At 61.8% G+C, this 13,016-nt stretch carries 12 protein-coding genes; 11 read left to right on the top strand and 1 reads right to left on the bottom strand.

The genetic code is table 11. The features are described 5' to 3' along the window. Positions 1-20 precede the first annotated feature (20 nt). Entirely contained in the window at positions 21-1,058 is a 1,038-nt protein-coding gene (ahbB, locus tag C437_RS18435; protein WP_004518523.1) for a siroheme decarboxylase subunit beta, read from the bottom strand. A gap of 109 nt (positions 1,059-1,167) precedes the next feature. Between ahbB and C437_RS18430 the strand changes: the two genes are divergently transcribed. The 11 genes from C437_RS18430 (at position 1,168) to C437_RS18380 (ending at position 12,995) form a co-directional block, all read left to right on the top strand. Beyond that, positions 1,168-2,253, top strand: coding sequence for an anthranilate phosphoribosyltransferase (locus tag C437_RS18430; RefSeq protein ID WP_004518522.1), 1,086 nt, complete (start codon positions 1,168-1,170; stop codon positions 2,251-2,253). Positions 2,254-2,310: 57 nt separating this feature from the next. Then, entirely contained in the window at positions 2,311-3,243 is a 933-nt protein-coding gene (locus C437_RS18425; protein WP_004518521.1) for an alpha/beta fold hydrolase, read from the top strand. Positions 3,244-3,409: 166 nt separating this feature from the next. After that, positions 3,410-3,958 (top strand): peptidylprolyl isomerase, encoded by a 549-nt coding sequence (locus tag C437_RS18420; RefSeq protein WP_004518520.1) that lies wholly within the window; start codon positions 3,410-3,412, stop codon positions 3,956-3,958. A gap of 40 nt (positions 3,959-3,998) precedes the next feature. Then, a complete protein-coding gene (locus tag C437_RS18415; RefSeq protein WP_004518519.1) occupies positions 3,999-4,784 on the top strand; it encodes an MOSC domain-containing protein in 786 nt (261 codons plus the stop codon). Between the two features lie 192 nt (positions 4,785-4,976). Continuing rightward, the gene (locus C437_RS18410; protein ID WP_004518518.1) at positions 4,977-5,318 is read left to right on the top strand and encodes a hypothetical protein; all 342 of its coding nucleotides are present in this window, start codon (positions 4,977-4,979) and stop codon (positions 5,316-5,318) included. A 266-nt stretch (positions 5,319-5,584) separates the two neighbouring features. Then, positions 5,585-7,432 carry an ABC transporter substrate-binding protein gene (locus C437_RS18405; protein WP_004518517.1) on the top strand — a complete coding sequence of 616 codons (1,848 nt, stop codon included), beginning with the start codon at positions 5,585-5,587 and terminating at the stop codon, positions 7,430-7,432. A gap of 112 nt (positions 7,433-7,544) precedes the next feature. Further along, positions 7,545-8,585: an ABC transporter permease gene (locus tag C437_RS18400; RefSeq protein ID WP_004518516.1), complete on the top strand. Its 1,041-nt coding sequence runs from the start codon at positions 7,545-7,547 to the stop codon at positions 8,583-8,585. Then, complete coding sequence (locus tag C437_RS18395) at positions 8,585-10,048, top strand: ABC transporter permease (RefSeq protein ID WP_004518515.1); 1,464 nt, start codon at positions 8,585-8,587, stop codon at positions 10,046-10,048. The genes C437_RS18400 and C437_RS18395 overlap by 1 nt, the downstream gene beginning before the upstream one ends. Further along, a complete protein-coding gene (locus C437_RS18390) occupies positions 10,045-11,265 on the top strand; it encodes an ABC transporter ATP-binding protein (RefSeq protein ID WP_004518514.1) in 1,221 nt (406 codons plus the stop codon). Before C437_RS18395 ends, C437_RS18390 begins: the two co-directional genes overlap by 4 nt. Beyond that, positions 11,258-12,595: an ABC transporter ATP-binding protein gene (locus C437_RS18385; protein WP_004518513.1), complete on the top strand. Its 1,338-nt coding sequence runs from the start codon at positions 11,258-11,260 to the stop codon at positions 12,593-12,595. Before C437_RS18390 ends, C437_RS18385 begins: the two co-directional genes overlap by 8 nt. Beyond that, positions 12,588-12,995: a DUF7555 family protein gene (locus C437_RS18380; protein WP_004518512.1), complete on the top strand. Its 408-nt coding sequence runs from the start codon at positions 12,588-12,590 to the stop codon at positions 12,993-12,995. The genes C437_RS18385 and C437_RS18380 overlap by 8 nt, the downstream gene beginning before the upstream one ends. Positions 12,996-13,016: the final 21 nt, after the last annotated feature.

Genomic DNA, 13,016 nt, shown 5'->3' with positions numbered 1-13,016 from the left:
GCTGCTTTATCCGCCAGGCCTTACTGGCCGACGATGTCGTCGTACCGTGCCCCGGTCTGTTTGAGCGTCTCCGTCGAGTACAGTCGGTCGTGGTCGTACGGCAGGTGTTCGGTCGCGAGTTCGTCTATCTTCTGGTCGACAATGGCCGCTTCGCGCCCGTGAATCATCGTAAACAGGTTGTACTGCCAGTCCTGCTCCGGGCGGCGTGGCCGATGGTAGCAGAGCGTGACGTAGGGGAGTTCGCCGACTGCCTGCCCACGCTCGTCAAGGGCGTCGTCCGGCACATTCCAGACGACCATACAGTTGCTGTCGAATCCGGTGACGATGTGATTCACGACACAGCCAATGCGCTTGATGCAGCCGGTTCGCTGGAGCCGCTTGATCGCCGAGAGTACGTCTAACACGTCGGCATCGACAGCGTCCGCCACGTTCCGGTAAGGCGTTGCGACGAGTGGGAACCCAGTCTGAATTTCGAGCAACAACCGGCGGTCCAGTTCCGAGAGGTCGACGGCGGCATCCTCGCTTATCCGCGTTGCGCTGGCGTCAGTCGTCTCTAGACTCTCTCGGGCGAACCGGTCGCTGTTGACGACCGGGAACTCCAAGTCGATGTAGTAGTCGGTCAACATCGGCAAGACGAGCACTGAGCAGCCGGTCTGGTCCTCAATCTCGGCCAATATCTCGTCGCGTCGCTGTCGGGACCCCGCGGTGACAACGAACCACATATTCCACTCGTGGTCGCGAGCGTAGTTGTGGTTCACCTGCCGGTAGCCGTTGATTATCTCTGCGACCTCGTCGAACCGGTCCTCCGGCGCACTGACAGCGGCCAGCGTCGAAGAGCCGATAACCGGCGGATTCAGAACCGGGCCGAACCGACGGAAGATTCCGTCGTCACGGAGTGATTTGACCCGGTCAAGTGCTTCCCCTGCCGAAACCCCCAGCGCGTCACCGACAGCCTCGAACGGACGTTCCTGAATCGGGAAATCACTCTGGAACTCGTCGATGAGCGCAGCGTCTACCGCATCGATCTGCTCACGCCACTCACCCGACTTAAGACTCATTGTACCCGATTAGGAGCGTAGTCGTGTATCCCTTTCGGGAAGGCAGTCGGTTCCCACAAATTGAGAACGAAACGCAGGGGCTTTTGAACTCTGGCCCGAACACGTTTCCATGGCGCAAGCGACCCGGGAATACGGCGAATGGCCGCTCAAACGACTCATGACGGACGTCGTCGGCTCCGGTCACAAATCAGCCGACGATATGTCTCGCACACAGGCCCGGGAGGCGTTCCAACGCATCCTTGGCGACGAACCCGACCATACGACGCTTGGTGCGTTCTGGCTCGCCAACCGCTGGAAACGCAACACCCCCGAGGAACTGGGTGCGTACGTCGACGTGATGTCCGAGGAATCGGTCGAGACAGCCACACCCGAAGCTGACCCGGTCGACTGCGGGGCCAACTACGACGGCAAGGGCCGGTCAGCGATTCTCGGTGTCGCCGCGGGCGTCGTCGCCGCCGCCGCAGGCACACCCGTTGTCGTCCACTCCGGCGACCGCGTCCCCACGCAGAAGCAGGACGCCTACAAGCACGTGCTAGACGAGCTGGGCGTCCGAACCGAAATCGAACCGAGCGAGAGCGCCGACATGGTCGACGAGGTCGGCTTCGGCTTCTACTACCAGCCAGCGTTCAACCCCGGCATCGACGCCCTGTTCGAGCGCCGTGACAACATGGGCGTCCGAACGTTCGTCAACACTGTCGAGACACTCGCGAACCCAGCCAGCGCCAACGTGCATCTTGGCAGCTTCTATCACCTCGCGTTCGCGAAGAAGATGGTCCGAACGCTCGTACAGTCCGAGACCAGCAACGTCGAGCGTGCCCTGTTCTTCCAGGGAATGGAAGGGTACGACGATGTTCGCCCCGGCGAAACGGTCGTCGCCGAATGGCCCGTCGACGGCGACGAATCCGACGACGAGGACATCGCGGACTTCGAGATCCGGACCGGCGAGTACGGTATGGACATCGAGAGCGAGGACCTGCAGGTCGACGATGTGGCCGGAGAGTCGGCGGCGATAACTGAGGCCGTACTGACCGGCGAGCGCGAGGACGGCTTCGCCGACGCTGTCGCGCTCAACGCCGCCCTCCGAATCTACGCCCGTGAAGACGCAGACAGTATTCAAGATGGCCTCGAACAGGCCCGTGAGGCGATTGCCGACGGCAGCGCTGCCGATAGACTCGACGACCTCCGGGCCTTCTAATCCGGCGACGGCGAGTAGAGCGGAACCGACTTCTACCGAGCGGGCAAAGTTGTGCTGATGGGACAACACGCCAGCGCTCGTGACAGCACTGCGTGGACAGTACCCGCATCGGAAACACCTGGAATCCACGAACTAATCGACACGAACGGTATCAGGCTCCACACCGTGACCGCTGGGCCGCCAGACGGCGACCTCGTCGTCCTGTTGCACGGCTTTCCGGAGTTCTGGTACGCCTGGAAACACCAGATTCCGGCGCTCGCGGACGCTGGCTACCGCGTGGTTGCACCCGACCTCCGGGGGTACAACCACTCCGACAAGCCCGACGTTGTCGCCGCGTATCACATCGACGAGCTGGTCGCCGACGTGGCAGGCCTCGTTTCGGCGTTCGACCGCGAACAGGCCCACGTTGTTGGCCACGACTGGGGCGGTCTAGTTGCCTGGCAGACCGCTATCGACCGCCCCGATATCGTCGACCAGCTAGCGGTCCTGAATGCACCCCACCCGTCGGCATACGAGCGAGAGCTCCGCCGCTCGGTCGACCAGCTCCTGCGGTCCTGGTACGTGCTGTTCTTTCAGCTCCCCATGCTTCCGGAAGCCAGCCTCCGCTGGAACGATTTCACCGTGTTAGAGCGCATCCTCGCTGACGGGCCGACCCGCCCCGACGCCTTCACCGATACCGACGTGCGGCGGTACAAGCAGGCGCTCGGGCAGCCAGGCGCGCGCACGGCCGCGGTCAACTACTACCGGGCACTCGGCCGACGGAACGCAAAGCTGACGCTCACCGCGGGCGGCGTCGGCGACCGTCCGGTGACAGCGCCGACGCTCCTTATCTGGGGTGTTCAGGACGATGCGCTCTCGCTCGCCCTGACTGAGGACCTCGACGAGTGGGTCCCAGACTGTCGAGTCGAGCGGCTCCCGGCGGCGAGCCACTGGGTCCAGTTCGATGCCCCCGAGCAGGTGTCGAAGCTGCTACTGTCACACCTGCCGTAGCCCGGAATAGCGAACAGCCGACACTCCCGCTCGCGTGGCGACGTGTCGGGCTCCCGCGACCCGCCACGCGACGGCTACTCAGGTCATGGCGGCGATGGCTTCGTTTCGGTACTTGAACTCTCGGTCAGTAAGCAGGCTTTTCTGCCGGGCTTCCCTCCGACCGAGTATGAGCGACCTGACTGCGACCCTCCACACGACAGAGGGCGAGATCGAAGTCGAACTGTACGACGAGCGCGTGCCGACCACCGTCGAGAACTTCGTCGGCCTGGCCGAGGGTGCCGACGACTACGACGGCACCGAAGTCGGTCCGGGGACCGGCGCGTGGGAAGACCCCGAGTCCGGCGAGAAGCGCATCGACCCGCTGTACACCGACATCGACATCCACCGCATCATCGAGGACTTCATGATCCAGATGGGTGACCCGACGGGCACCGGCCGCGGCGGCCCCGGCTATCAGTTCGAGGATGAGTTCCACGATGAACTCAGCCACGATGGGCCGGGCGTGCTCAGCATGGCCAACAGTGGCCCGAACACCAACGGCTCGCAGTTCTTCATCACGCTCGACGCACAGCCCCACCTCGACGGCAAACACGCCGTCTTCGGGAAGGTCATCGACGGCATGGAGGTTGTCGAGTCCATCGGCAGCGTCGACACGGACCGCAACGACGCGCCGACCGAGGAGATGCTGCTCGAATCCGTCGAGATTCACAGGTAACCAGACAACGTTTTCGTTGTTCCGACCGAGCCATCCGGTAGTGGCACACGTCGAGCGACTCACCGTCTACCCCGTCAAGGCGCTGGACGGCATGGACTGCGATTCTGTATCGATCCGCCCGGGTGGAACACTGGCGCACGACCGCGAGTTCGCCATGTTCGACGCCGACGGCGACGTTGTCAACGGGAAACGGACCGACCGCGTCCACGACATCGACACCAGCTATAACTCCGAGACAGGAACGCTGTCGGTCACAGCCGACGGCGACAGCGCGTCGTTCGAACTCCAGGATGCAGGTGAGCGCACCCGAGCAGCCGACTGGCTCGGCGCGTTCTTCGGCGTGGACCTGACCGTCGAGCGCGACGAGACGCTTGGCTACGTCGACCGGCGGGAGATGGGGCCATCAGTTATCAGCACCGCGACGCTAGAAACCGTCGCGTCGTGGTTCGACGACGTGACCGTTGCCGGACTGCGTCGGCGGCTCCGGGCGAACGTCGAAATCGGCGGCGTCCCGGCGTTCTGGGAGGACCGCTTCGTCGGCGCGGACGCTCCTGCGTTCCGCGCCGGCGGCGTCCGCTTCGAAGGCGTGACACCCTGCGGTCGTTGTGTCGTCCCACAGCGGGATCCCGACACCGGCGAGACAACCCCGGAGTTCAGACAGCGGTTCATCGAACGCCGTCAGGAGGCGTTCCCGGAGTGGGCCGACCGGGACGCCTTTGATCACTTCTACACGCTGATGCTCATTGCACGCGTGCCCGAGGACGACCGCGATTCGGAGCTGACCGTCGGAGACTCCGTCGAAGTCGTGCCGGCAGCCGGGACATAATGATTGGGAGTTAGCAGGCAGCAATCGGGTAGCTGGCCAGTGCCGAGTCGGCTTCCTCCCCACCCTACTCGCTCGTGCTTCCGATACGTCGGAAGCCCGGCGCTCCTTGAGGGGGGGCCTCCGCCTCGAATTAGGTGAATTTCCGACCGCGAGACCGACAATCGAAAGGCGGTCCGCCCCGAACGAGGAGTAATGGCAGACGCGGACGACCACGTCGACCCGAGCGAGTTCGGCGAACAGGATGGCCCCCCAATCGAGGAGAAACCGTACAAGATAATCTTCGAGGCCAACAAGTGCTTCGGGGCGGGCAAATGCGCCGAGAAGTCGCGCAACTGGACGCTCGACCTGGATACTGGCATCGCCAAGCCCGAGGCGTACTTCATCGACGAATCGGATCTTGACCACAACATCGCGGCCGCAGAGGCCTGCCCGGCGAAGAAAGACCGTGGTATCATCCACGTCATCGACCGGCGAACCAACGAGGAGATCGCCCCAGACCCGAACGGCGACGGGTCACTCTCCGTCGACTGGTAGCGCAGTTTCTAATAGCGGCAGTCTTGTCACCACTTATCAGTCCGCGTAAACACCCCTGCGCGCTGTCAATGACACCGAGAATTCAGCGCTGTGTGGCAACGCCTCTGTATCCAGAAAGCAGCCGCCGCAGTATATATCATGTAAGATTACTATAGATAATAAACTGAATTTCTTCATGCGAGCAGTTTAATATTTCAAGCTACTGTATGACAAAACTTCTATTTGTAGGGGGCAATTTGGATTTCAATATGCCACGTTCAAGTAGCATGGAACGGCGATCGTTTCTGAAAGCAACTGGCAGTGCTGCGGCGGCCGCAGCGCTGGCGGGATGTTCCAGTGATAGTGACGAGACTGAGGGCGGAGAGGAGGAGACCGGCGGCGGCATGGACTCGACAGACTCCAGTGGGGGCGATGTCGGGACCGACCTGAAACAGGACGGGGACCTCTGGCGGGTCAACACGGGGACAATGACGACGATGGACCCGATCGAGGCGACCGACACCCAGTCAGGCATCGTTATCCAGCAGATGTTCGACCCGCTGATGAACTATCCCGACAGCCAGCCCGCTGTAGAGGGGCTTATGGCTGCGGACTACGAGGTATCCGATGATTTCACGACCTACACGTTCCAGCTGAAGGACGCGACCTTCCACAACGGCGACACCGTAACCGCCAGTGACTTCGCCTACGCCTTCGAGCGGCTGACTGCATCTGATAACTCCAGTCGTGCCTACTTCGTGCTGGACTCGCTGGGTGTGACACACGAGACGACGACTGAGACGATTGACGGCGAAGAGCAGGAGGTGTACGAGCCCGGAACACTCGGTGTTACGGCTGTTGACGAAACAACACTCGAAATTCAGCTGGAGTCGCCGTTCGCCTCCACGCTGGAGATGCTCGCGTACTCCTCCTTCTCACCGGTTCCTGAGGGTATGATCGGCGACATCGAAGGGTACGACGGCGAGGTGAGCCAGGGCGAGTTCTCCAGTTCGAGCCCCGTCGGCAACGGTCCCTTCGAGTTCGATACGTGGGACTCCGGAACCGAGGCCAGGGTCAGTGCGTACGACGACTACTACGGCGAGAGCCCGAACGTCGACGGCGTCCACTTTGCGGTCATCGAGAACGATTCGGCTAATTACAATTACGCGATGAACCGCAATGCCGACATCTTCGAACTCCCCACGGCGCAGTACGACCCCGGGAAGGTATCTGTCGAGGAAGAAGACGACCAGGGCCGTCAGAACGGGACCTACGGTGAGTTGCGTAACGGCGATACGGCCAATTACTCCGGTGTGTCAAACATCGGTGTGTTCTATCTCGGTTTCAACATGGCCAGTGTGCCAAAGCCGGTCCGCCAGGCAGTCGCGTACGCGATGAACCAGCACACGGTTGTCGAGCAGGTCTTTAAACAGCGCGGCGAGCCCGCGTACAACTTCACGCCGAAGTCAATCTTCCCCGGCGGCGCGCAGAACTACAACGACCGCGCCGAAAACGAGTACCCGTACGGCTACGACGACAGCCGGCTCGGAGAGGCCCGCTCAGTGATGGAAGACGCCGGATACGGCCAGAACGAGCGCGTCGCCATCGAACTGACGATATACGAGTCTGGGGTGTGGAGTGAGACGGCAAGCATCCTTCGGGACCAGCTCGAGAGTGTCTACATCGACCTCGAAGTCAATCAGGCGCCGTTCAACACGCTTCTTGAACGTGGCCGCAACGGCGAGCTAGAGATGTACTCGCTCGGCTGGGTCGCTGACTGGCCCGCCCCGGATAACTTCCTCCAGCTGCTGAACCCGCCACAGACCGATACGAGCCTCGACTTCCCGATTTCGTACGTCAACTGGCAGCCGGAGAACGGCGACGCTGCGCAGCGGGCTGAGGAGGCGTACCAGTCAATCGCCGAGAACCCGGAACCGACAGAGGAAGATCAGGCCGCCCGGAACGAAGCGTACGTCGAGCTAGAGGACGCAAACTGGGAAGACGTCGCAATGCTGCCGGTGTATCACGAGCTGACTGAGCTGTTCTGGTACGATCACGTCGACTTCACGCCGCCGGCCGGGATGGGTCCGAGCCGACAGAAGATGAACACTGTGTCGCTCGGAGACAGACAGTAATCGCGTCCCTGCTGGCGTAATCGTCCCCGCCACGGTTGGTGGCGGGACCGACTTCACAGCCCTCAGAGATTATGAACTCACAAGTACCCGTACAACGGAGACAAGCTAAGCCATGAGCCGCGCTACGTATCTGCTCAAGCGCTTGGTACTGTCAATCCCTGTTATCATATTCGGGACGACAGTAACGTTCGCAATTATCCGGCTAGGGCCGCTCAGTCCTGCAGCGGCGATCCTCGGCCCCCAAGGTGATGCTCGTGCGATTCGACAGATTGAGGAGCGATTGGGATTGAACGACCCGCTCTGGGAACAGTACTTCAACTTTATGGGAGACCTATTCCTGTTTGATCTGGGCCAGTCGTGGGTCGTCAACTCCGGAACACCGGCCATCGATCTCATCATCAGCTACGCACCACGGACCATCTGGCTCGGGTTCTGGGCGGTCCTGATCGCCCTCGGTATCGGGATTCCGCTCGGCTTCTACGCCGGCCTGAACCCCAATACGTTCTCGGACTACTTCGCCTCCTTCGGCGGGATTGTCTGGCGGGCGATGCCGAACTTCTGGCTCGCGGTCATTCTGGTGACGCTGCTCTCGCAGTCGGAACAGCTGTTTGGGTTCAGCTGGACCAGCTTTATTGTCGAGACCAACGTCGTGACCTCGCCGAACCTCGCCGTGCTCAAGAATCCCACCAGGCTGATAACCGACCCGGGACAGGCATGGACCAACCTCGCGAAGGCGACAAAACAGATACTGCCGCCCGCACTGGTGCTTGGGTCCGCGTCGATGGGTACAGAGATGCGGATTGGCCGAACTGCCGTTCTCGAAACGATCAACTCGAAGTACGTCGAAACGGCCAAGGCCAAAGGCGTCTCGCCGCGGGTACTGGTCTGGAAGCACATCTTCCGGAACGCTCTGATTCCGCTCGTGCCGGTGATTACTGCGGAGGCGTTCATCTTGATCGGCGGGTCAGTGCTCGTCGAGACTGTCTTCTCAATCAACGGTATCGGTCTCCTGTTCTTCCGGGCGGCAGAACAGGGTGACCTCCCACTTGTTGGAACGCTGATGTATCTGTTCATCCTCCTCATCGTCGGGCTGAATATCGTACAGGACTTCGCGTACACAATCATCGACCCACGCGTGGGGTACGACGGATGATGGGAACCGAGACAGAGCTTACCGATGACATCGATCAACCACTGAGGGACCGGCTCAAGGCACACCCTAAGCCGGCACTGCTGTGGGGAATCGGACTGTGTGTGTTGTTGCTGCTTGAAGGACCGACATACCTCGATGGGCTGCTCGGTGCGATAGGGTACGGACTCGGGGTGCTCCCGGGAGCGCCCGGAGCCGAGGCGTTTGCCAGTGCTTCAGCCTTCTTCGGCGAGCTACCACATCTGCTAAGCCGCGAACTGATACCCAACCGTGGGTACTACGACGGGAGTAGCTGGCAGGGCACGTTCCTCGGCCTTGAGCCGAAGTACGCATGGCTCATTCGCTTCCTGCTGGTATATGTCTACGTTGCAGTGTTGCTGGGCTGGCTGTGGTACGGCTACGTCCTCTTCCGTCGGCACTACCGGGCGGCTGACTGGACGCCGACTGACGACGTCATCGACCGGCTCCGAAGCCACTACTGGGGCCTGTTCGGGCTCGCTGTCGTCGTGTTCTTCATCACGATGGCTGTGTTCGCTCCCGTTGTCGGCCCAACGACGGCCGAAGAGAATATCCAGGGGCCGTATTCCCACGAGATGCAGTACTTCAACGAGGACACGGAGACGGTCGAAACGATTACTATCGGCGAGGCGAATCTCGGGTCCGCATCCCGCGGGAGCGGGGACAGCAACGTCGGGATCTGGAGTTACGACGACTTCGGGCGGTTCCACCCTGTCGGAACGCTCGTCAGCGGCAAAGACCTGTTTACCTTCCTCGCCTTTGGCGCACGAGTGTCGCTGTTCATCGGGCTCGGGTCGATGGCGATTGCGGGCTTTATTGCGACGACACTGGCGTTAGTTACCGCCTACTACAAGGGGGTGACTGACCTCATCGTGGTGCTGACCAGTGACTCCGTGCAGGCGATGCCAGCACTGCTGCTGGTGATTCTTGCGACGGTAGTGTTCAAGAACCACTGGATAGCAGAGATATACAACGGGGCGATGCTGTTTATCCTCCTGTTTGCGCTGATACGCTGGCCGGGGCTGTGGCGCGCGGTCCGTGGCCCTGCGTTACAGGTCGGCGAACAGGAGTGGGTCGATGCGGCAAAGAGTTACGGCCAGCGACCCACTGTGATTATGCGGAAACACATGGCACCGTATATCCTCGGCTATCTCCTGGTGTACGCCTCCCTGACGCTCGGTGGCGTCATTATTTCGGTCTCTGCCCTCTCGTTCCTCGGACTCGGGATCACCGCCCCGACTCCCGAGTGGGGACGGGCGATCAACATCGGGCAACAGTACATCGCCAGTCAATCCTGGCACATCTCGCTCATTCCGGGCATTCTGATCACGCTGGTTGTCACCGGCTTCAACGCCCTGAGTGATGGGATTCGTGACGCTATCGACCCACAGAGCGAGGGTGCTGAAGGCGGTGCGACTGGCGCGGCCGCCGGAGGTGGTGGCGGATGAGCCACGCCGACGACGGCGAGCCGCTGCTGGCCGTGGACAACCTCCGAACCGTGTTCCACAGCGATAAAGAGGAGATCCGCGCTGTCGACGGCGTTTCGTTCGACATCGCACGCGGCGAGACGCTCGGTATCGTCGGCGAATCCGGTTCGGGCAAGAGCGTCACCGCGCGCTCGATAATGGGACTGGTCGATAGTCCGGGCGAAATCCGCGAGGAGTCGTCCATACGGTTAGACGGGAAAGAGCTGACGACGCTTTCGGAAAAGCAGTATCGGTCAGTTCGCGGCGGGGACATCGCGATGGTGTTTCAGGACCCGCTGAGCTCGCTCAACCCGGTGTACACTGTCGGGAACCAGATCATCGAGGCACTGGAGCTCCACCGCGGTATGGAAGGCACCGAGGCCAAATCGGAGGCCATCGAACTGCTGCGTGCAGTCGGTATCCCCGACGCGGCGCGGCGTGTCGACGAGTACCCCCACGAGTTCTCCGGCGGGATGCGCCAGCGGGCCGTCATCGCGATGGCACTGGCCTGTGACCCGGACCTGCTCATCTGTGATGAGCCGACGACAGCACTCGATGTCACCATCCAGGCCCAGATTCTGGACCTGTTACAGGAAATTCAGACAAAGCGTGACATCGGCATCATGTTCATTACGCACGACATGGGCGTCATCGCGGAGGTCGCCGACCGCGTCGCTGTGATGTACGCCGGCGAAGTCGTCGAGCAGGCTCCCGTAGAGGAACTGTTCGCGAACCCACACCACCCATACACGCAGGGACTCCTGCAGAGCATTCCCGGCCGAAACCCCAGTGCGGATCGGCTCCCCACTATCGAAGGGGACGTGCCGACGCCACACGAATCGGCGTCGTACTGCCGCTTTGTCAGCCGGTGCCCGAAGGGCTTCGATGAGTGTGAGCGGGTCCACCCTGCCCACGTCGAAGTCGGCGAATCAGCAGACCACACTGCCGCCTGTCTCCTGTATCCCGAAGATATGCCTACCGACGACACTGTGACACACCACGAAGAGAACGCAGACCAGACGGGCGCCGAGGCAAGCGAAGCGCTGTCGGCGGACGACTGGCCGGCCGAGCGCCGAAAAGCTGGTGAGGATACCGGTCCGGTCGGGTCCGAAGACAGCGACGCACGGGCCGATGGTGGCCACGGCCACAGTGCCGAGGACACCGGCGGCCAACTGGAGGGGGGTGACCCAGATGAGTGAATCAGTCATCGAGACGACGTCCCACCAGACCGGCGAGACATTGCTCGATGTGCAGGATCTGAAGACGTACTACGAAGGCGGTGGACTGCTCGGGGGGGACCCGGTGAAGGCCGTCGACGGCGTGAACTTCGAAATTTCGCGCGGCGAGACGTTTGGGCTAGTCGGTGAATCCGGCTGTGGCAAGACAACTCTCGGTCGGACGCTCATCCAGCTTGAAACGGCCACATCCGGGACAGTCTCCTTCGATGGAACCGATATAACCGAGCTCAGCGGTGACGACCTCAAGGAGTGGCGCCGCAATGCCCAGATGGTGTTTCAGGACCCCGAGTCGAGCCTCAACGACCGGATGACTGTCGGCGAGATCATCCGCGAACCGCTGGACGTCCACGATCAGGGCACGGCCAGCGAGCGTCGGGAGAAGGTACGGACACTGCTCGATCAGGTCGGACTCATGCCGGAGCACTACTACCGATATCCCCACCAGTTCTCCGGCGGTCAGCGACAGCGTATCGGCATCGCGCGGGCGCTCGCACTCGAACCGGAGTTCGTCGTCCTCGACGAACCCGTTTCGGCGCTTGACGTGTCCGTGCAGGCCCAGATACTCAATCTGCTTGAAGATCTGCAAGAGGAGTTCGGTCTCACGTACCTCTTCATCGCGCACGACCTGAGCGTGGTCCGGCATATCTGTGACCGCGTCGGGGTGATGTATCTCGGGAACCTCATGGAGGTCGGACCGACGGAACAGCTGTTCCAGAACCCCGAAAACCCCTACACGCGTGCACTGCTGTCGGCGATTCCCGAACCGGACCCAACGGCGCAGGTGGACCGGATTACCCTGCCTGGCTCACCACCGAGTCCACGGGACCCACCGGAAGGCTGTCCCTTCGCAACGCGGTGTCCCGTCCGGATTCGGCCCGAAGACATCGAGGCGAGCGACGAGGTATGGGACCGGATTCGAGAGTTCCGTGATGTCATCCGCGAGCGGTCCCGCGCGGAACAGTCGATCGGTGAGCGGCTCAAAGAACGGCTCGGGTTCGACACTGCGTTGGCCGACAGCGAAGAAATCGTCGACGAGGAGTTCAGCGACGTGGACCTCCCGTCGGACGTACGGGGGCACGTCGAACAGGCTGCAGCGTATCTCAGTGATGGAGAGCCCGACGCCGCACGGGCGTACCTCAGGGAAGTGTTCGGCAGTCAGTGTGACACCGAAACGCCGCAGTATTACGATGTCGGCGACAGACGGATGAGCTTCTGTCACCGGCACGCACAGGAGCACGTCTCCCCTGGCGACGAGCTGCGCCAGCGTGGCTACGACACGCACGATGGATAACCTGACGGAGAAGGTACTCGATCTGCTGTGGTACGCCATCGGCGTAACGCTCACAGCGACGCTTATCGGCGGCATACTCTCGCCGCTCCGTGGCGGTGGCTGGGTGACAGTGAAGTTCGCGCTGTTTTTTATCGGCTTCGCGCTGTTTGGCTACGCTTCGATTACGCTGTGGCGTGCGCCGTCCCTCGATTCCGACGAGTCCGACGGGTCCGCCGTGTCGTTTGGCGTGTCGGCACGGGAGCGGACACCGTTCGAATCGGTGCTGGCTCGCGTCGTCCCGCCCCTCGATACGCTCGCCCCGCCCGAGGACCGACTCTCGCCACCGGTGAAGCTCTTCGTTGCGAGTCTGTTCGTCCTCGGGCTTTCCCTGAGTATGGAGGTCGTCTTCGGCGTCCAGTGACACCAGCATTTACCTCCCGCG

The sequence above is a fragment of the Haloarcula vallismortis ATCC 29715 genome (assembly GCF_000337775.1).
Lineage (GTDB): Archaea > Halobacteriota > Halobacteria > Halobacteriales > Haloarculaceae > Haloarcula > Haloarcula vallismortis.
Note: the sequence above shows the minus strand (reverse complement) of the source record. Positions and strands in the feature narration are given on the sequence as shown.

Coding starts and splice junctions, on each gene's coding strand:
- C437_RS18420 (WP_004518520.1), top strand. CDS start 3,410: ATGAGCGACCTGACTGCGACCCTCCACACGACAGAGGGCGAGATCGAA.
- C437_RS18395 (WP_004518515.1), top strand. CDS start 8,585: ATGGGAACCGAGACAGAGCTTACCGATGACATCGATCAACCACTGAGG.
- C437_RS18425 (WP_004518521.1), top strand. CDS start 2,311: ATGGGACAACACGCCAGCGCTCGTGACAGCACTGCGTGGACAGTACCC.
- ahbB (WP_004518523.1), bottom strand. CDS start 1,058: ATGAGTCTTAAGTCGGGTGAGTGGCGTGAGCAGATCGATGCGGTAGAC.
- C437_RS18405 (WP_004518517.1), top strand. CDS start 5,585: ATGGAACGGCGATCGTTTCTGAAAGCAACTGGCAGTGCTGCGGCGGCC.
- C437_RS18400 (WP_004518516.1), top strand. CDS start 7,545: ATGAGCCGCGCTACGTATCTGCTCAAGCGCTTGGTACTGTCAATCCCT.
- C437_RS18390 (WP_004518514.1), top strand. CDS start 10,045: ATGAGCCACGCCGACGACGGCGAGCCGCTGCTGGCCGTGGACAACCTC.
- C437_RS18430 (WP_004518522.1), top strand. CDS start 1,168: ATGGCGCAAGCGACCCGGGAATACGGCGAATGGCCGCTCAAACGACTC.
- C437_RS18380 (WP_004518512.1), top strand. CDS start 12,588: ATGGATAACCTGACGGAGAAGGTACTCGATCTGCTGTGGTACGCCATC.
- C437_RS18410 (WP_004518518.1), top strand. CDS start 4,977: ATGGCAGACGCGGACGACCACGTCGACCCGAGCGAGTTCGGCGAACAG.
- C437_RS18385 (WP_004518513.1), top strand. CDS start 11,258: ATGAGTGAATCAGTCATCGAGACGACGTCCCACCAGACCGGCGAGACA.